Raw genomic sequence first — 19,304 nt, forward strand, 5'->3', positions numbered from 1 at the left:
GAGTGGTGGAAGAGCGCCTACCAGATCCAAAGGCGTTCGGAATTCCGAACCGCGCATTCTTCGTCAAGGATGGATCCGCGACGTCAGATTCGGTCGTCTCCCCACGGCTGTGCCTCTGCGCTCACTTGCGCGCCACCCTTTCATCTTGAGATGACTATGGACAGTTTGATCAGAACAAGTCGGGTGCGACAGCATGGGCGAAATTAACACCCCGCGGGCTGAGCGGGAGGCGATCACCGCCATCGACACCAAGGCGCTATACGAACTTGTCGAACGGGCTATGCGTGTCGGACACGCCAGCGAGTTACGGCGACAACTTTGGAACTGCGGCCCATTTATCGGGCGCAACCTAGATGCTTTCGAGCGGGCCCTACAAAGGGACCAGCAGGCCAAGTCGTCTCGAAAGCGTGAGGAGACACAGAATGATCTCTACCGCGCGGCCTCCGACATAAGGTGGGCGGTGGACCAAATGCAAAAGCGCGTCGAGGAAGAGTTGAGGGACGGCGAGCGCTTCACCATCAACGACCTGATCTGGTTACCTCAGCGCCTCACCGCAGCCCTCAACATTCGGGTTTCCTTCAGTTGGCGCGCGACGCCCGACGATGCCTGGAACCATGGCTCGATCACCTTCACCCACGAGGTGGACCTTCGCCCAGACTACTCTATCCGGCCCCCGACGAAACGAAAGCCGACGAAAGCCCAACAGGAGCGAGAGCTTCAAGGCCGCCTTAATCAGGCCTGGGATCACCTCAGGCGCAACGCGCTTTATTCGGTTCGGGATTTCTTTAAGGCTGGCGGCAACGGCGCAGAGATCCCAAAGACCTTCCAGGCCGTTGTTGACACCCACACGCGCGGACTGAACAACCACAGCACCAAGTTCTGGCGAGAGTAGCCTGTCCCCGGCATAGGACCCCTCAGCAAAGGAAGTTGGGCAAGTCCGTTCGACGTGACGATCTACCTCAGATCATGCTTGCCTCAGACTTCGCTCCACCGCGCGGACAATCACACTGGAAGTAGCGCGCCTGAGCACGGCCGCGAACGCCAATCTGCTAGGAAGCGGGGGTTCCGGTGGGCCACGATGAGTCGAATTGGTTGTTACACCAAGCACCATGCGTAGCCTCGCGCAGGGTGCCGGAGGCTCGGTGACGCCGTGCCGAATTTCACGGTCGGCGACACTATGAGCGCATGCTCCCGCCCGAAGACCACCTCACCTGCCTAGGCGAGACTACCTTCCGCAGGCGCTTTGAGCGCTTCGGCATCAAGCAGGCCGATCGCCTCTCGCATCTGCATGTCATCGGGAAGACCGGCGTCGGGAAGTCGGCGTTTCTTGAAGGCCTCGCCCGCCAGGATCTCGCTGCCGGCCGCGGATTCGCGCTGATCGATCCGCACGGAGACCTAGTGGGGCGGATGGCGGCTGCCGTGCCGGAGACGATGCAGTCTCGCATCCGATATCTGAACGCCCCGGATCCGGCGCAGCCGTACGGATACAATCCGCTGCGGCGGGTCCGCGCCGACAAGATTCCACTCGCCGCCTCCGGGCTGATGGAGACGCTGAAGAAGCTCTGGCCGGACGCCTGGGGCATCCGCATGGAACACGTCCTGCGCAACTCCCTGTACCTGCTCATGGAGCGGGACGGCTCGATCCTCCCGGACCTGCTGCGGCTCTATGCAGACGCGGACTTCCGCAAGAATCTTGCGAACCGGGTTCGCAACGGCGTGGTCCGCGCCTTCTGGAAGGACGAATTCGCGCGGTACCCGGACCGCTATCGGCTGGAGGTGGTCGCGCCGATCCAGAACAAGCTCGGCGCGCTGCTCGCAGACCCGACCCTGCACCGCATCTTGGTGCCAGAGCAGGTGGACCTCCACTTCCGCAGCCTCATGGACGAGGGCGGGGTCCTACTCGCCAACCTGGCCAAAGGCCGGCTCGGAGAGGATAGCGCAGCCACCGTCGGCGGACTGCTGGTCTCGACAATCGGGCTAGCTGCCCTTAGCCGCGCGGACCAACAGGGGTCGCTACGCCGCCCCTTCCACCTGTATGTGGATGAGTTCCAGAGCTTCACGACGCTGTCTTTCGCCAACCTGCTGTCCGAGCTGCGCAAGTACGGCCTCGGGGTCACCCTCGCGCATCAGCACCTGCATCAGCTCGAACCGGACATCCGCCATGCCGTCCTCGGCAACGTCGGCACACTGGTGGCGTTCCGGGTGGGGGCGGAAGACGCGCCGCTCCTGGCGCGGGAGTTCGCGCCGGCCTTCGGCGAGCAAGACCTGATGAATCTGCCGAACCGCCGCTTCTATCTGAAGCTGATGATAGACGGGACGCCGTCCCGGCCGTTCAGCGGCCAGACGCTTCCGCTTGCCAGCTAGCGCCCGAGGCGTCCGTACTTCCGCTCAAGCGCTTCCTGCCGGCGAACGAACTCCGCCAAGTCTCGCCACTCGGCAGCGAGCGCTTCTATCGCCAGCATCTCAGCATAGCTGCCGGCCTCGTCGGCGCGGCGCACGAGCGAGGACACCTTCGCGTCGCATTCGGCTGCGTTCATCATGGGCGCATCGTCTGCCGGTCAGTCGTCGCCGGCAAGCGTCCGTGTGAGTTCGAGAATCGAGCGCCGGAGCGCTGGAGGCTTGATGCGAACGAAAGCCCGCATGAGATCGAGCGCGCCGGTGTGAGTGGCGAGCTGTGCGAACTCGTCGAGCGCAGCCGAACCGGTCGCGGAGGACCCGAAGAGGTCCGCGATCGGCACGTCGAGCGCGCGGGCCGCCTTCACGAGCATCGACGCGCTCACGCGGTTCGCGCCCCGCTCATACTTTTGCACCTGCTGGAAGGTGAGGCCGAGGCCCTCGGCGAGCTTGGACTGGGACATGCCGCGCGCCTTGCGCAGCAGCCGTATCCGCCCGCCCACGGCCACATCTACGGGGTCCGGCGCTTTCCGTTCCTGGGTCATGGAAGTCCTCCTGCGCACGTCCCCCGGCAGGCGAGCATGCACGCAACGTGCCGGAGGCGCCATCGGGGAGCGGAGCCACGCGTCAGTCCCCGAGCTGGCTCTCGCGTTCGAGGCCGGCCCAGGCCAGCGCGCCGAGCGGCAGGGCGAGGCAGAAGAGCGTGAGCAGCCACATCTGGTGGCTCGCGGAGACCGCCTGCTCTCGGCTCGCGTTCACGGCGTCGCGCATCGATCCCCAGGTAGCTGGCGGGCCCGGGAAGAGCATGAGATGCCAGGTCGGGGAGAGGAAAAATATCTTCACGGCGGACACCACCTCCACGACGAGCACCCAGGTCTTCTCGCCGCCGAAGGCAGCCCCGGCGGAAATGGCGAGGGCAAGGAACGTGATGTAGGTCCCCACGACCGGGATGAGGACTGAGAGGAGCAGCACGACGAATGCGGCGATGCCGAGGGCCTTACCCATGGTAGTCTCCTAGCGCGGGTCCGGGTGGAAGAAGGTGGTGTCGTCCACGCGCCAGCCGGTGGCGTCCAGGCGCTGGAGGCTGGCGCGGTACTCGGTGCTGGTCGGGAAATTCAGGGCGTCGTGATTGGCCTTCCGGAGGTCCAGGAGCCGCACGCCCGAATCGTTGGCGGAGCCGGGCTCCGCAAGCACCTTCCCGATTGAGGTGGGCGCGAGGACGCTCACGTAGAGGACGGTGGCGCGCTTGGGATTCTGCGCGTCCGGCGTGATGTCGAGGATTGAGACATCCGACGGCGTGGCAACGCAGCCCGTGAGGGTGCCAGCGCTCCCGTCGGTCGGCAGGCGTGCGCAGCCTCGGAAGAATATGGTCCAGCCGTCCGTCGGGCTCCTCACGTCCATCGACGTGATGCAGCTCCCCACGAACTTCGTTCCGACATGGCTATACCGGTCGCGGACGGACACGGCGTGCAACCAAGTCAGCGCAGTCTCGGTCTCGCTCTCGACGCTGCCTGGAATCCGCATGTGGAAGCCGCCGTACCCGTCATCATAGAGGCTGGTGACGTGGCAGTGGCTGCGGTCGAAGGCGAGGACGAGGGACCTGGCCTGCGCCTTCGAGAGCGCTTTGGGGTCCAGCGCCTTGCCGCCGCACCCCGCCAGGAGGATGCACGCGGCGAACACGACCCTAGCCGAGGACATGGTACCCCCGGTCGGCCAGGCAATCCGTGAGCGCGCTCCGGTACTTCGCGTCCGCGAGGTTCTTGCCGACGTAGCCGGCGGTGAGCGCGCCGCCGCCGACGGAAAGGGCGGCGCTTCCGGCGACCGCCGGCAGCGCGGCGACGGCCGCCATGCCGCCGGTGAGGACGGTGGCGACGCCGATGACGGCCGCCATGCCGAGCCCGCCCTTCAGCGCGCCCTTCTTTGCTTCCTTGCTCCCGTCCGAGCCGGGGACCGAGGCGGCCAGCGTCCGGCACTCGCCGAGGTCCCGTGCGTAGCGGGCCTGGTTCACATGACGAGTGTCTATCGTGGGCGTCCAGGACGGCGGCGGCGCGGCCGCTGCGGCCTTCGGAGCCGAGGCGGTCGGCGGCGATACAGTCGCACAGCCGCCTGCGATGAGAGCCAACACACAGGCCAGAGACACGAACCGTTTGTCCATAAATCCCCCCGGATAGACCACTTCGCCTGTCCCCATGATGGGGACGGCTGGCGCGACCATTACCAGAGACCGCCTGAGTTGAAAAGCGGCGCTATCTGGCCATGCAACGGCGTTGGGTTGTCTCTGCCGACTACCGCGCGGTGATCGACGCCCTGAAGGCGCGCGCGCCGAGAAGGGCCTGTCGCTGCGCGAGGTCGGGCGGCGAATGGGCAAGCCACCGTCCTTCCCGAACAAAATTGAGCTCATGGAGCGTCGGCTCGATATCCTGGAGTTCATCGTGCTCGCGCGTGCCTACGAAATGGACCCGCGCGACCTTCTAGAGCGGGTCATGAAGGCTGTGCCGGAGAAGCCAGACTTCTAGCAAGACCCTCAAAGGCAATCGCCATGAACGTCGCTATCTACCTGCCCCAAGACAATCAGCTAGCAGTCTGGCTCGGCATCGTCATCAATGGCCTGGTGGTTGTAGTGACCGGCGGCGTTGCCCTCTGGAACGTAATTGAGGCGGCCGGCCTTCGCCGAGAGTTGCACCGGCAGAGGATTGAAGCGGCGCTACTTGGTAGCCAGCAGGCGATAGAAATCGTCAGCGTCATCTTCCAAGCGGTTGCCGAGGCCCCTCAGATGCAATTCCTGAACCGAGATTGGGTCAGGTCTGTGGTCCAGCCCGCTGTTATCGTCATTAATCAGGTTCTTGGCCGGGACATACCTGATGCAGGGCTCCTCCACTTTGCATTGCAAGTGCAGACCATGGTCAATGCCGTTGCTGCTGACATCGAGAACCGACCCGGCGGCGCTGCCGCTGAGACGAATGCCGCCTATCTTGCTGCTGTGGAAGGCCTTCGGGAAACTGCGGGTAAGCAGCGCATCCAGCTGGCCGAGTTGAAGGCCAGGTTCAGGGAGCCATCAGGCAATCAATCCTCGCCGGGCGGGCACAGGAATTGAAAGCTAGTTCGCCATCAGGTCGCTTCCACATCGCCGACCGCTCGGCGTGCAAAATCGAAATCGCAGGCGTTTTGTAGCCAATTCGTCGTCATTTCCGAAAGGGACTTGGGGGGTTATCTCCACGCCCTCCTTTCCGATCACAATGCGGTCGGTGATCGTTTCAACGATTAGACTGTGGTGTTCCTATGGAAGGTCACCCGCCTCACCGACGCCCTTCTGGACGGGCTACTCGACAAGGAGACGTCGAGGCGCTCGAGACCGCGCTGTTCGGTCAGCGGCGACACCGACCGTTCCGGAACCACTGCTGGCCGCCGACCTTTCAGAGGAAGGGCGAGGACTTTACTACGCGACCTGGCTGTCCCTGCAGGGCGCTGGCGAGTGGGCCTTCGAGGCCGAGCAGCGCGTCACCGCGATGAACTGCGCGTCGCCGGCGGTGCGCGAGTGGCTTCGCGCGGGAAGCGGCGAACGAGCCTGCGAGGCTCGGAAGTAGCGCTCCCAGACGTCCCGCGAGGTTGACCGCCGCGGGCCTGGATCGCCGCAGATCTTCATTCAGGCGCCGACTATGCTGATCCGGTGGCCCACTAAACTTCAACGGGGCCAGGGTCGGCCAAACCCGTCGAGTCGCGCCGCGACAACCGGCCGCGGATCGCAGCCAGAGGCGGTTGGTCGCAAGAGGCTCGAATGGTCAGGCATCCTTAACCCCTCGCCCGCCACATGCGCATAACAGCGTTCGCTCAGGGAGGGCGCGTGAGGACCTTTTCCGGGCTCGGGCGAATGATGCAGGATCGACGCGGGCCGCTTGCGCGCCGCCTCGCGCTCGGCGCTGCCTGCGCCCTGGTTTACGGCCCCTTCATGGGATGGAGAGCCATCGGGCCCTGGTTCTTGACCTATGCGGGCCTGCTTATCCTCGAAGCCCGGCTCTATCGCCGATCAGGCTCGGAGCATCGTCGCCCGTGGCGGCTGCTCGCCCTGCTGGTCGCGAGCAGCTCGGTGTTCGCGAGCGCCGCCGTCATCGCTCCCGCGACGCTCGGCGTTTGGGGGCTGGTGATCGGCGTCCTGCACCTAGCCGCAATCATGTTCAACGGTGCACTCATCGCGCGCGGCTGCCGGGTCGGCTACGTGGCGGTCGGCGCGCCCGCGGTGGCGGGACTCGTCGCGCTTTCAGTGGTGGTGGGCTGGCTCGGCGCCCCGCCCTCGATCGTCGGCGCCATTACGGCCGCGATGCTGATCGCTCTTGCCGCCTCGGTACTGCTGTGGCGAGCGGCGAGCGCCAGCTTGGCGCGGGAACAGGCAGCACTCAACGAGGCCACCGACCACCGGCACGCCGCCGAACAAGCCGCCGCGCGGCTGCGGGAGGCCCATCGAGTCGCGCTCCTCGCCGAGAAAATGGCCGGGATCGGCCATTGGCGCTACGACCTACGCGACGAGCGGCTGAGCTGGTCGGGGCAGATCTACTTGATCCATGGCCGGGCGATCGAGGACGGGGCCCCGAGCGTCGACGAAGCCGTCGCCTTCTACCATCCGGAAGATCGGGACCGCGTTCTCGCGCAATTCAACGAGGCGATCGAGCACGGCGCGCCCTTCGACTTCGAGCTTCGGCTCGTCCGAACCGATGGCGCCCTGCGCACGGTCCGCTCTCAAGGCGTTGCCGAACGCGATCTCGGCGGCGCCATCGTCGCGGTCATCGGCACCTTCATGGACGTGACCGAGACGCAGGCTGCGGCCCGACGCCTCGCCGAGAGCGAGCTCAAGTTCCGTCAGCTCGCCCTCCATTCGACCGACATGCTGGTGCTCACCTCGCTCGACGGCGTCCTCGGCTACGTCTCGCCCGCGGTGGAGGCGATCACTGGCTACACGGCGGAGGAGCTCGTCGGCGCGCCGTCGCTCGCCATCGTGCATCCGGACGACACCGGCATTGTCGCGCGCGCCGTGCGCACGGTCTCGGTCGGCGAGGACACCGACCTCTCGGCGCACCGCATCGAGTACCGCGCGATCCACAAGGACGGCCGGGAGCTGTGGTTCGAGGGGCGTCCCGCTCTGCTGAGAGATCCGGTCACGGGCCGCCCGAGCGCCATCGCCGACACGGTGCGCGACATCACCGCGCGCAAGGCCCTCGAAGCCGAGCTCGTAGCGGCCCGTCACGAGGCCGAGCAGCTAGCGACGGTGAAATCCGAATTCCTCGCGACCATGAGCCACGAGCTGCGCACGCCGTTGACCAGCATCCTGGGCTTCGCGCGCCTCTTGAACGAGCGCTCGAACCTGGACAGCGAGGGCCAGCGCTATCTGGGCCGAGTGTCTACCGCCGCCGACGCTCTGCTCACCACTGTGAACGACATCCTCGACTTCTCTAAGCTCAACGCGGGCCAGCTCGACATCAAGCCGCGCCCCATCGACCTCCACGCCCTGATCGCCGACACGCTCGCGCTCCTTCAGCCCCAGGCCGACGGAAAGGATGTCGAGCTTGTCAATCTCGCGACAGGCGGCCGTGGCGAGAAGTACCTTCTCGACCCCGACCGCCTACGCCAGGTGCTGCTGAATTTCCTGAGCAATGCCGTGAAATTCACGGATCACGGCCAGGTCGCAATCGAGGCGGCGATATCGCCTGCCGGCGACCGCCTGACCTGCTCGGTCCGGGACACTGGCCCGGGCATCCCGCCCGACCAGATGGACCGCCTGTTCCAGCGGTTCTCCCAGGTGGATGCGGAGCCGCAGCGCGCCAAGGGAGGCACCGGGCTCGGGCTTGCCATCTGTAAGGGCCTCGTCGAGGCCATGGGCGGGCAGATCGGCGCAGACAGTACCCTCGGCGTCGGGAGCCGCTTCTGGTTCGTCCTGCCGCTTGTGGCCGCGGGCGGCACACTAGAGGATTCGCCTGCCGCAGATGGAGACGATATCGATCTCACCCACGTCCGCATCCTGGTCGTCGACGACCATGACGCGAACCGCGACCTGATCCGCGCGGTGCTTGCCCCGTTCGGCCCGGAGCTTCACGAGGCGGAGACCGGCGAAGCCGCGATCGCCGCGGCGCAGGCTGCGCCCTACGACCTCATCCTGATGGACCTGCGCATGCCAGGCATGGGCGGTTGCGAGGCGATGAAGAAAATCCGGTCGGGTCCGGGGCCGAACCGCGCGATCCCGATCGTCGCCCTCTCCGCCGACGTCGATGATGATCGCCGTCGCGAACTCGTGGCCTCCGGCTTCAGCGAAGCCGCGCCCAAGCCGATCCAGGCGATGGAGCTTCTTGCCATGGTGGCGGACCTGATCGACGAATCCCCGGCAATCACCGCCGTTCGGCGGGCGACCTGAGCGTGGGTTAGTGCGCCGCGCGCCGCAGTTCGCCCTGCGCGATATCGTGGAAGTCGCTCTGGCCCGGAGCCGCCATGCCGAACGAGACCCTGAGCACGTCCGGGCCCGCGAGCGTGTAGGCGAGCCGAAAGGTCGGCGCCCCCGCCTGCGCCACGCTGAAGAACGTGACCGCACGGCCCGGCGAAACGGTCGCTCGATCATAGTGGATGATATGCTGGCCGTCCGCGTAGTCGGCGCGCACCGCGCCCCGCTCTGAATAGATCCACATCAACTGGTCGAACCCGCCCTGCGACTTGCCCACCGCGTCGAGGAGGTCGGTATGGTCGCGCCGCAGCAGGACTGTCCCGCCGACTTCGGGCGTGAAGCTCGACCGCCCCGAGGACGTGCCGCCAGTGTCCGCCACCTGGCCCTGCCCGCCCCAGTCCCCCATCAGAAAGCCCAAGCCGCTGAGCTCCCCCTGCAACGCCACCGTGGCCGCTGACGCTGGCGCGGCTCCTGCGAGCGCTAGCGCCAATCCCATTCCGAAGAACACCCTCACGAGCTCAACCTCCAATCACAACGATTGGGCACATTGCAATCTCTCGCCAGACAAATCAAGAACACAATAGGAACACACAAGGCTCAACAGCGACGAGCGCGGCGCCCAGCCTGGCGCGCCTGGACAAGACGTTACGCATAGTGCGCGCCATGGTCGCACCATGACGAAGTTCACCCGCCATTAGGGCCTGGCCCGACACCCTCCCAGACATAGAGGAGATCATCCGTGCAAACCTCGGCCGAACAAGCCACGCCATTGGAGGCCAGCGCCGCGACCATGTTCGAGGTCCTGGCCTGGGAGATTGAACTGGCGGGCGCCCGCTGCATCTTCCTCGACACCCTGATCGGAGAGCTGATGGACACTATGCCCCCGAGCCAGCGCGCCAAGCTCGGCGAGGGCCTCCATGCGGTGGACCTGCTCGCACAGCACCTCACGAGCCTGTCGGCCTTCGCCCGCAAGATCAGCGAGGACGTTCCTGCTGGCGTGTCCGCCCCGGTCTCCCCCGCCCTTGCCGAGATCACCCTCGGCGCGCTCGCCGATCGCATGTCGACCTCCTTCGGCGGCGAAGAACGTGCCGCTGAGACCGAAATCGCACCCAGCGACCTGGATCTCTTCTAGCCGGGCGAACCGGGACGCGACGTTCAATGGAGGTGTCCGTCATGCACTTCGATACCCGAGGCTTGAAGGTCATGATCGCCGAGAACGATCGAGCGATCCTGGAGCTCCTGCAAATCCGGCTGAATCTCGTGGGCTTTCACACGTGCATCGCCCGCAGCGGCCCAATGGCACTGGAGACCCTGCGGACCTTCCGTCCGGCTGCCCTGGTCCTGGACCTCAACCTTCCGGAACTCGACGGATTCGGCCTCCTGCAGGCGATCAATCCACGCGGCGAGCGGCTGCCGTTTCCCACCCTGGTCATGGCTCGCAAGCTGGCCGTCGAGGATATTCAGCGCGCCGTCCGGCTTGGCGCCCGCGATTGCATGGCCAAGCCGTTTAGCGGAGCCGACATTCTAGAGCGCATCCAGCGGCTGCTACGCAGGCCAGCTCCATCTGCGCCGAGTTCGCCCGCGCACGCGACCGCCTACGTATAGGCGACCAGCGCCATGGCAGTCCGCAAGATAGGCGCAGCGCCTTCTCGGAGCGGCTCGCGTCTCTCCGCGAACATGCGCCAAATGCGCGCACTCGGGGAGAATCGGAGGCGCCCGCCCGTCAGGGCCATCGTCTTAAACCCGATCTTCACCCGCGCTCGCCAAGGTGGTCAACGGTTCTGTCGCCGACCGAGGGAAGAGCACGAGGTCATGTTTCAAGTCTATACGTGCCTTACGCGGGCTCATGACTTCCGCCTGGTGGTGTTGGCGGCCCTGGTTTGCCTGCTAACGGCGTCAACGGCGATGGGACTGCTACGCAGACTCTCGAAGGTCGAGGGCGCCTCGCGCCTAGGATGGCTCATCACCGCCGCCGCCGTCACCGGGGAAGGCGTCTGGGCCACGCATTTCGTCGCGATGCTCGCTTTCCGGCCGGGCCTCCACACCGGCTATGATCTGGCGGAAACCTTGATGTCCCTGGTCGTCGCGATCGGCCTCTTCGGGATCGGCTTCCAGATCTCCCACACCCGGCGTATGCCCGCGCGGTCATGGATCGGCGGCGCCTTCGTGGGCGGCGCTGTGGGCGCCATGCACTATCTCGGCATGGCGGCCTTCCGGATCGAGGGCGAGCTGCTGTGGGACCCGGGCCTGGTCGCCTTGTCCCTGGGCCTCGGAACGACGTTCAGCGCCCTCGCATTTGCGATCCAACAGGATGAGCCACGCCTTCGGGGCCGCATCGCCGCGATCTTGTCGCTCACGCTTGGCATCTGCGGATTACACTTCACCGGGATGGGCGCCGTCACGATCTTGCCCGACGCCTCCGTGCATCTGCCTCCGACGGTCATCCCAACGGATTTCCTCGCCGTCTGGGTGGCCGGCGGCGCGGCGGCCCTTCTGCTCCTGAGCGCCGTAGCGCTTTCCGTGGAACATCAGCAGCGCCGCGGCGAACAGCGGCGGATGCGTGAACTCGCCGACGCGGCCGTGGAAGGTCTCGCCATTTGCGATGACGCGATCATCACGACCGCGAACGCCAGCCTCGCGCGCATGATCGGCCTGCCGGCGACGGACCTCGTCGGACAGCCGTTCGCGAGCCTATTCCTGGACGCGGCGGTTTCGGACCGCGCCGACTTGGAGCATGGCCATCGCCTGGAACGCCACCTGCAGGGGGCCGAAGGCGAACGCGTGCCGGTCGAGTTGATCGCCCAGAAGATGAGCTTCGACGGCCAGGCGCGTCTCGGCGTGGCCGTTCGGGATCTGCGCGACCGTGTCGCGGCCGAGACCCAGATCCGCTTCCTCGCTCATCACGATGGACTGACCCAGCTACCCAACCGAGCGCGCTTTCATGAGCAGCTCAATCTGGAACTTCAGCGCCACCGGCGCAGGGACGACGGGTTCGCGGTCCTCTGTCTCGACCTCGACCGCTTCAAGCAGGTGAATGACGTGTTCGGGCACGCCGCCGGCGACCTCGTGCTCTCCGAGGTCGCCACGCGGATCTCGCGAACCCTCGGCGACGAGGACTTCCTCGCCCGGCTCGGCGGCGATGAATTCGCCATCATCCGCCTCGCGCCATGCCGACCAGCGGATCTTGCCGCGCTCTGCGGGGCGATCATCGACGCGATCGCGCCGGAAATCGCCCTGGACGCGCAGACGACGCTGGTTGGCGTCAGCATCGGCATCGCCCTCTATCCCAGCGACGGCGATACGGCCGCGACCCTGGTCCGCAATGCGGACGCCGCGCTCTATCGCGCCAAGGAAGACGGCCGTGGCGTCTACCGGTTCTTCGAGGCCGCGCTCGGCGCCCAGATGCGCGAGCGCCTCGCCCTGGAATTTGATCTGCGGCACGCCCTTGTCCGCAACGAGCTCAAGGTCGTCTACCAGCCCCAGAGCTCCCTCATCAGCCAAGAGGTTTTCGGGTTCGAAGCGCTGGTGCGATGGAACCATCGCACGCGCGGGGCGGTGCCCCCCGCCGACTTCATCCCGGTCGCCGAAGAGACGGGCCTGATCATGCCGATCGGGGACTGGGTGCTGCGCGAAGCGTGCGCCGAGGCGGCGAGCTGGCCGAACCCGCTGCAGATGGCCGTCAACCTATCCGCGGTCCAGCTCCGCTCGCCCACCTTGCCCCGGCGGGTGCATGAGATCCTGCTGGAAACCGGCCTCGCCGCCGAGCGCCTGGAACTCGAAGTGACCGAGACCGCCCTCATCGAGGATTTCAACCAGGCGCTCCACACCCTACGCCAGCTGAAGGCGCTTGGCGTCAAGATCGCCATGGACGACTTCGGCACCGGCTACTCGTCGCTCTCGAACCTCCGCGCATTCCCGTTCGACAAGATCAAGATCGACCAGTCCTTCATCCGTCACGTGCATGACAATGCGCAGGCCGCGACGATCGTGCGCGCCATCCTCGGGCTCGGACGCGGGCTTAATCTCAAGGTGCTCGCCGAGGGCGTCGAGACCGCCGAGGAGCTGGCGTTCCTGCGTCAGGAACTCTGCGGCGAAGCGCAGGGCTATCTGTTCGGCCGCCCGGGCGACATCGATGACTTCGCATCGCTGGTCGGGCGAAATCTCGCGCCGGACCGCCACGACCGGCCATTCCAAGCACAAGGCGCGTGACGACGGGTCGCGTCGCCTACGTACAGCAGGCGCGATAGAGTTCGCGCCGAGGGAGATTTGGATACCATGACAGCCATCGCCTGTCTCCGCATAGCCGTTGGCGATCATCCGGGCGCCGAGTCCGACCGCATGGCGGCCATCGTCGCCAAGGTCGCGGGAGCCTATCTGGAATCCACCTGGATGTGGCCGCGCCGGTCGGGCCTCGTCGCGCCGTTCTCCTTCGTGCTGGTCGATCCCCGGGCCCGGCGCCTCGATGCCCGCGAGCTGCAGGCGCTGGCCCGGGACCTCCAGGGCAAGCTGTTCGGCGTGCAGGGCGAGGGCGAAGTCAGCCTGCTGCTCTTCGAGGGCGATCAGGCCGAGGTGATGCGGTTCGCCGGCTCCCATCGCGCGCAGCTGCAGGCCCTGCTCGACGGCGAGGATGACGGCGGCTTCCCCGGCCGCATCTGCAAGATCACCCCGGACGGCGTGGAGAGCCTCGCGCCGCCCGGCGGACCGGTGGATGGCGAAGCGCTCGACGGGCCTCACGGGGCCTCGACACCGAGGAAGCCGCGCACGGGATGGTGGGGCATCTACTATCTGGCCAAGGAGGCGTTCGTCGGCGCTGGCGCCGCGGTACGCGCAAGCGACAAGAGCCCCTTGGCGGAACACGCCGCCAAGCCCTACGGCCTCGAACACGACTTGCTCTGCCTCGAAGCGGCTCGCGATCTGCTTGAGTCCTGCCCGCAGGGCTATCTGTTCATGCCGTTCGACTTCTCGACCATCGTGCGGCCCTCGGCCCGTGCGACGATCAAGGAGGCGCTGAACACCCTCCCGTCAAGCCAGCGCGCGCGGCTGGCGGCGACCATCCTGAACGTGCCGCGCGAGCCCTCCCATGGCGCCCTGGCTCAGATCAACAGCCTGATGCGCCCCCATGTCGCCTTCCTCGACCTGCACGTGAGCGATCCCGCGTTCCGGATCGACATCCTGCCGGCCGGGGCCGCGACCAGCGTGACCCTCACGCTCGAAGGCGAGGACGAATTGGGGCGGCTCGCTACCATCCGCCGCTTCCTCGCGCAGCAGCCCGCCTATAAGGCCAAGCGGGTCTGGGTCGGGGTCACCGACCTCATGAGCGCCCGGGAAGTGGACGTCTGCCGGCTGCAGAACGCGCCCTTCCTGAGCGGCCCCGCCGTGTCGGACCTGCTCTCCCTGCCCGTCCACGACCTCGCCTGCGCACCGGATCACCTGCCCTATCGGGAGAGCGGCGTAGGCGGCTTCGAGCTCAGCGAGGCGCGATTGGGACTCGCCTCCTAGGCCGGCGCGGCGGGTGCGCCTCGGATCCTCCGGCGCCGGATCGCCAAACCGCCGGAGGCCGGTTCGCGAGTCTGCCGCTCGCTCGGCCCGCGACGGGCGTCGATCAGCCCGCGAGGCGGCCATTGACTTGATCGCGCGCAGGGCGTCTCTTCACGCTGCGGCAATCTATGGTCGAAGGTACGCCGCGCACACCGATGCCTGAGATTCGGCGCCGTGCCGCGCTCGTCCCAGGCGCGCGCAGCAGGCGATAGGCGTCATGAGCGATAGCATCGGCCGTGCCGATCCGAGCCTGGACTATCGCCTGATCTTCGAGGGCGCGCCGACGCCCTATCTGCTGCTCAGGCCGGACCCGCCCCGGTTCTCGATCCTCGCCGTCAACGATGCCTACCTATCCGCCACCGGAACCGCGCGCGCCGCGCTGGTGGGGAAGGGTCTGTTCGAGGCCTTCCCGGACAATCCGAATGATGCCTCGTCGAGCGGGGTCAGCGACCTGCGCGCGTCGCTGGACCGGGCGCTCCGCGATCGCACGCCCGACGCCATGGGCGTCCAGAAGTACGATATTCCGCGGCATGACGGGTCCGGCGAATTCGAGGCGCGCTACTGGAGTCCGGTCAACACCCCGATCCCCGATGGCCAGGGCCAGGTCGCCTATCTGCTCCATCGGGTCCAGGACGTCACCGCCTTCATGCAGGCGCGGGAAGCCGGCGGAGCCCAATCGCCCCCGAGCGGGGCCCGCGGACCGGCGGAAGCCGTCGAAGCGGAGGTGCTCCGGGCCGGCGCGGCGCTCAAGGACGCCAACCGGCAGCTGAAGCACGCCGGCGAGGAGCTGGCGCGGGTCAACGAGAAGCTCCGCCAGGCCGACCAGGCCAAGAGCGAATTCTTCGCCAACGTCTCCCATGAGCTGAGGACCCCGCTGACCCTCATCCTGGGGCCGCTCGACGGTCTGATCGCGCAGGCCGAGGCCGATCGCTCCGGGGCCGATAAGGAACGCCTGCAGATCGCGCGACGCAACGCCCGCCGCCTGCTGCGCCTCGTGAACGCCTTGCTGGATTTCTCGCGCCTGGAAGCCGGACGCGACCCCGGTCGGCGGGAGCCGACGGATCTTGCGGCCTTCACCGCCGAGCTGACCAGCAGCTTCGCCTCGGCGTTCGAGCGCGCCAATCTCTCCCTCGTCGTCGACTGCCCGCCGCTCTCGGGGCCGATGCTCGTGGCGCGCGACGCGTGGGAGAAGATCGTCCTGAACCTGGTCTCCAACGCGTACAAGTTCACGCCGTCCGGCGGCGTCACGGTGCGCCTGTCAGAATCCGACGGCCAGGTTCGGCTGCGCGTCGAGGACACGGGCATCGGCATCGCGCCGGAGGACCGGGACGCGGTCTTCGAGCGGTTCCGCCGCATCGACGGCCGGCCGGGCCGGGGGCACGAAGGGTCCGGCATCGGGCTGGCGTTGGTCAGGGACCTGGCCGCCGCCTGCGGCGGTTCCGTCGCGATCGAGAGCGCGCTTGGCCGGGGCAGCGCCTTCCTCGTGACGCTGCCGAGCGAGATGAGACCGAGCGCACCGCATGATGCGGCCGAGCCAGAGTCCGCGTCGCTGCCGCCCGCGCGGCGTGCATGGCCCTTCGAGGACGAGGACGCCGAGGACGCGCTGCCTGCCCCTGCGCCCGAGATCGGCGGCGCGCGCGTCCTCCTGGTCGATGACAACCCGGACATGCGCTCCTACCTGGCCCGCGTCCTCCTCGACGCCGGCCATGCGGTCGTCGTCGCCTCGAACGTCGAGCAGGCCTTGCGCCTCGCGGCGGGCGACGAGCTTCCCGACCTGGTCCTGACCGACGTGATGATGCCGGGCGGTCCCGACGGCTTCGCGCTCCTGAGCGCACTGCGGACCCATCCGCGCACAGAGACCTTGCCCGTGCTTCTGTTGTCAGCCCGTGCAGGTGACGCGGCGCGCATCGAGGGCTTGGCGGCAGGGGCCGACGACTATCTGGTGAAGCCCTTCGGCGTGCGCGAGCTGCTGGCCCGGATCGAGGGGGCGATCCGCCTCGCCCGCCTGCGCGCTAGGGCGGCGGAGCGGGAGCGGGAGCTGGAAGCCGCTCAGGCCAGCGCCAAGCTGGGCTTCGCGATGGAGGCCGCCGGCATGGGCGAGGTGGTCGTCGACATGCGCGACGGCCGGGTGCTGCACACGCCGGGCTTCGCGCGGCTCTTCGGCCATCCCTCGTCGACGACCCTCTCTCTCGAACAGATTCGAGCCGGCTATCACCCCGAGGATCAGGCGCGGGTGGAACGCGAGCGGAACGAAGCGCTCGACGGGACCGGCCAGGTCATGACGATCGAGCACCGCGTGCGATGGCCAGACGGGTCGGTCCATTGGCTCAGCGGGCGGGGACGGATCGCCAGGGACGCGGCCGGCATCCCCGGCGAGGTGACGGCAGTCTATCTCGACGTGACCGAGCGCCGCGAGGCTGAGGAGCGCCAGCGCCTCCTGATCGACGAGCTCAATCACCGCGTGAAGAACACCCTGGCGGCGGTGCAATCCATCGCCTTGCTGAGCCGCCGGGGCGGGCAGTCGGCCTCAGCGGGCGACCAGGATTTCGAGGGCCGCCTCGTCACCCTGGCCAGCGCCCATGACCTCCTGACCGCGGCGTCTTGGACCGGCGCCATGCTGGAAGATATCCTGTCGCGGATCCTCGCCCCCTATCGGCTCGTCGGCGGCGCGGCTCGGATTTCCCTCGATGGCCCGCCTATCCGGCTCAGCGCCAATGCGGCCGTGACCCTGAGCATGGCCTTCCACGAGCTGGCCACCAACGCGGCCAAGTATGGCGCCTTCTCGACGGACGCCGGCCGCCTCGACATCGCGTGGACCCGCGACGAGCGAACCGCGCCGGAGACCCTCGACCTCGCCTGGGCCGAGCGCGGCGGACCGCCCGTCTCGCCGCCGGTCCGCCGCGGCTTCGGGTCCCGCCTGCTCGAACGGGGCCTCGCGCGAGAGATCGGCGGCCAGGTGGAGCTCGATTTCCGCGCGGATGGCCTCAGGTGCGGCATGCGCATTCCGATGACCCACAAGGTAGCGCTCGGATGACCTATTCCGCCTCGCCCGTCATCGGCCTGCGCGTCTTCATCGTCGAGGATGAGACCCTGATCGCCTTGATGCTTGAGACGATGCTCGAAGAGCTCGGCTGCATCGTGCTCGGAGTCGCCGGAAGCGTGGCGGAGGCGCTTCGCTCGCTTGACGGCCCCGCCGCGCAGGCGGACGCGGCCATCCTGGATATCAATATCGGCGGCGAGAAGGTCTATCCGGTCGCCGATGCGCTCGGCGAGCGGGGCGTCCCCTACCTGTTCGCGACCGGATATGGGCGCGAGGGCCTGGGCGAGCTCTATCCCCGCCGCATCGTGCTCCCGAAGCCCTACACGCAGGGCGTGCTCGCCCAGGCGCTCGTCGAGCTGCGGGCTCAGTCGGGCTAGCCGCGGGCGTCAGGCCCGCGAGCGCCGGCGCTCGCGGGCACATGAAGGATTCCTATCCCGCGCGATCGCGTGTAGGCTGGCGTCCTGCCGCTCGGATCACGCTTATGGTCGATCAGCCACGCCAACCGGCCTTCTCCCGCGACGCGGTCGAGACCATGCGGAGGCTGGAGGGCATCGTCGCCTCGGCGATGGACGGGATCATCACCGTCAACGACGCCCACCGCATCATCCTGTTCAATCCGGCCGCTGAGCACATGTTCGGCCTCCCCGCAGCGGAGGCGCTGGGCCGGCCGATTTCCGACTTCATCCCCGACCGCTATCGCGGCGCGCACGCCGCCCATATCCGACGCTTCGCCGAGACCGGCGCGACGACGCGGCGGATGGGATCATTGGGCGACATCAGCGGGCTGCGCGCCAATGGCGAGGAGTTCCCGATCGAAGCCTCCATCTCGCAGGTCGAGGTCGGCGGCGCGCGGATCGCGACCGTGATCCTGCGGGACATCACGGAGCGGAAGGCGAACGAGGAGGCGCGCCACCTCCTGGCCCGGGAAATCGATCACCGGGCCAAGAACGCCCTGGCCGTAGTTCAGGCCCTCGTCTCACTGACCCGGGCCGGGACCAAGGAGGAATTCGTCGAGGCCGTCCGGGGCCGCGTGTCCGCGCTCGGCCGCGCCCATTCCTTGCTGGCGCAGAGCCGCTGGGAGGGAGCGAATCTCGCCCGGATCATCGCCGACGAGACGGAGCCCTATCCGAGGCCGGGCCAGATTCACGTCGAAGGGCCGGGCATCGTGCTCAGCGCCAACGCCGTTCAGCCGGTGAGCCTGCTGATCCACGAGCTGGCGACCAACGCCATCAAGTATGGCGCGCTGTCCGTCGACCGCGGCCATGTCCACATCCGCCTGGGCATCCTGCCGGGGCAGGACCTGGAACTGAGCTGGACCGAGACGGGCGGGCCCGAGGTGCAGGAGCCGACTTCCAAGGGTTTCGGCTCCACGCTGGTGAGCGAGGTCGCGACGCGCCAATTGGCAGGAACGCTCAGGATGATTTGGCAGCCGGAGGGGATGCGGCTCGTCGCGACCTTCCCCCCGCGCACCTATCGGCTCGAAAGCCCGCCCGGCCCGAGGAGCGCCGATGAGCCCAAACCCCAGCCGCGCGAAAGCACAAGCGGAGGACGAGTGCTCGTCGTCGAGGACGAAACCTTGATCGCGATGGAGCTCTGCAACGACCTGGCCGCGCTCGGCTGGGAGATCGTCGGGCCGGCCTCGACGATCCTGGAGGCCGGGCGCCTGCTCGCGGGGATACGCCTCCCGGACGTCGCGGTCCTCGACGTCAATCTGGGGGAAGGCCTCGTCTATCCCTTGGCCGAAGAGCTCCGCGCGCAAGGCGTGCCCCTCATATTCTGCACCGGCTATGAGCAGCTCGACTATCCGGACCGGTATCGCGACTGCCCGATCATCCGCAAGCCGGTGAACCGGGGCGTGCTGGCCGACCAGCTGCGCCGGGTGCAGCGCGCGGCGTGAGTTGCCTGCAGGCA

Annotated in this window: 18 protein-coding genes; 12 read left to right on the forward strand and 6 right to left on the reverse strand. The window is 67.5% G+C overall.

Going from position 1 to position 19,304, the window contains the following annotated elements; all coding sequences use genetic code 11:
- The first annotated feature begins 193 nt into the window (after positions 1–193).
- Together MQH10_RS12635 and MQH10_RS12640 are read left to right on the forward strand one after the other, a co-directional pair.
- A complete protein-coding gene (locus MQH10_RS12635; RefSeq protein ID WP_242564401.1) occupies positions 194–892 on the forward strand; it encodes a hypothetical protein in 699 nt (232 codons plus the stop codon).
- Between the two features lie 293 nt (positions 893–1,185).
- The gene (locus tag MQH10_RS12640; protein WP_242564402.1) at positions 1,186–2,364 is read left to right on the forward strand and encodes a type IV secretory system conjugative DNA transfer family protein; all 1,179 of its coding nucleotides are present in this window, start codon (positions 1,186–1,188) and stop codon (positions 2,362–2,364) included.
- Here MQH10_RS12640 and MQH10_RS12645 read toward each other — a convergent pair.
- The 5 genes from MQH10_RS12645 to MQH10_RS12665 form a co-directional block, all read right to left on the reverse strand.
- On the reverse strand, positions 2,361–2,540 hold the full coding sequence (locus MQH10_RS12645) for a 3-alpha domain-containing protein (protein WP_242564403.1): 180 nt from the start codon (positions 2,538–2,540) through the stop codon (positions 2,361–2,363). The genes MQH10_RS12640 and MQH10_RS12645 overlap by 4 nt on opposite strands.
- Before the next feature lie 18 nt (positions 2,541–2,558).
- Positions 2,559–2,939 carry a helix-turn-helix domain-containing protein gene (locus MQH10_RS12650; RefSeq protein ID WP_242564404.1) on the reverse strand — a complete coding sequence of 127 codons (381 nt, stop codon included), beginning with the start codon at positions 2,937–2,939 and terminating at the stop codon, positions 2,559–2,561.
- Between the two features lie 82 nt (positions 2,940–3,021).
- Positions 3,022–3,399 (reverse strand): hypothetical protein, encoded by a 378-nt coding sequence (locus tag MQH10_RS12655; protein ID WP_242564405.1) that lies wholly within the window; start codon positions 3,397–3,399, stop codon positions 3,022–3,024.
- Positions 3,400–3,408: 9 nt separating this feature from the next.
- Positions 3,409–4,092, reverse strand: a complete 684-nt coding sequence (locus MQH10_RS12660) for a hypothetical protein (protein WP_242564406.1) — start codon at positions 4,090–4,092, stop codon at positions 3,409–3,411.
- Positions 4,079–4,549, reverse strand: coding sequence for a hypothetical protein (locus MQH10_RS12665; RefSeq protein WP_242564407.1), 471 nt, complete (start codon positions 4,547–4,549; stop codon positions 4,079–4,081). Before MQH10_RS12665 ends, MQH10_RS12660 begins: the two co-directional genes overlap by 14 nt.
- Before the next feature lie 205 nt (positions 4,550–4,754).
- Between MQH10_RS12665 and MQH10_RS12670 the strand changes: the two genes are divergently transcribed.
- From MQH10_RS12670 to MQH10_RS12680, 3 genes are all read left to right on the forward strand, one after another.
- Positions 4,755–4,910, forward strand: a complete 156-nt coding sequence (locus MQH10_RS12670) for a hypothetical protein (protein ID WP_242564408.1) — start codon at positions 4,755–4,757, stop codon at positions 4,908–4,910.
- Between the two features lie 23 nt (positions 4,911–4,933).
- On the forward strand, positions 4,934–5,488 hold the full coding sequence (locus tag MQH10_RS12675; protein WP_242564409.1) for a hypothetical protein: 555 nt from the start codon (positions 4,934–4,936) through the stop codon (positions 5,486–5,488).
- 747 nt (positions 5,489–6,235) lie between these two features.
- Positions 6,236–8,791: a hybrid sensor histidine kinase/response regulator gene (locus MQH10_RS12680; protein WP_242564410.1), complete on the forward strand. Its 2,556-nt coding sequence runs from the start codon at positions 6,236–6,238 to the stop codon at positions 8,789–8,791.
- Positions 8,792–8,798: 7 nt separating this feature from the next.
- Here MQH10_RS12680 and MQH10_RS12685 read toward each other — a convergent pair whose 3' ends face one another.
- On the reverse strand, positions 8,799–9,233 hold the full coding sequence (locus tag MQH10_RS12685) for a hypothetical protein (RefSeq protein WP_242564411.1): 435 nt from the start codon (positions 9,231–9,233) through the stop codon (positions 8,799–8,801).
- A gap of 321 nt (positions 9,234–9,554) precedes the next feature.
- Between MQH10_RS12685 and MQH10_RS12690 the strand changes: the two genes are divergently transcribed.
- From MQH10_RS12690 to MQH10_RS12720, 7 genes are all read left to right on the forward strand, one after another.
- Positions 9,555–9,947, forward strand: a complete 393-nt coding sequence (locus MQH10_RS12690; RefSeq protein WP_242564412.1) for a hypothetical protein — start codon at positions 9,555–9,557, stop codon at positions 9,945–9,947.
- A 41-nt stretch (positions 9,948–9,988) separates the two neighbouring features.
- Complete coding sequence (locus MQH10_RS12695; RefSeq protein WP_242564413.1) at positions 9,989–10,420, forward strand: response regulator transcription factor; 432 nt, start codon at positions 9,989–9,991, stop codon at positions 10,418–10,420.
- A gap of 207 nt (positions 10,421–10,627) precedes the next feature.
- A complete protein-coding gene (locus MQH10_RS12700; protein WP_242564414.1) occupies positions 10,628–13,024 on the forward strand; it encodes an EAL domain-containing protein in 2,397 nt (798 codons plus the stop codon).
- Between the two features lie 66 nt (positions 13,025–13,090).
- On the forward strand, positions 13,091–14,314 hold the full coding sequence (locus MQH10_RS12705; protein ID WP_242564415.1) for a hypothetical protein: 1,224 nt from the start codon (positions 13,091–13,093) through the stop codon (positions 14,312–14,314).
- Between the two features lie 256 nt (positions 14,315–14,570).
- Positions 14,571–17,387, forward strand: a complete 2,817-nt coding sequence (locus MQH10_RS12710; protein WP_242564416.1) for an ATP-binding protein — start codon at positions 14,571–14,573, stop codon at positions 17,385–17,387.
- A complete protein-coding gene (locus tag MQH10_RS12715) occupies positions 17,384–17,770 on the forward strand; it encodes a response regulator (RefSeq protein WP_242564417.1) in 387 nt (128 codons plus the stop codon). The genes MQH10_RS12710 and MQH10_RS12715 overlap by 4 nt, the downstream gene beginning before the upstream one ends.
- A 41-nt stretch (positions 17,771–17,811) precedes the next feature.
- Positions 17,812–19,290 carry an HWE histidine kinase domain-containing protein gene (locus MQH10_RS12720; protein ID WP_242564418.1) on the forward strand — a complete coding sequence of 493 codons (1,479 nt, stop codon included), beginning with the start codon at positions 17,812–17,814 and terminating at the stop codon, positions 19,288–19,290.
- Positions 19,291–19,304: the final 14 nt, after the last annotated feature.

Source organism: Phenylobacterium aquaticum (assembly GCF_022695515.1).
GTDB classification, from domain to species: Bacteria; Pseudomonadota; Alphaproteobacteria; order Caulobacterales; family Caulobacteraceae; genus Phenylobacterium; species Phenylobacterium aquaticum.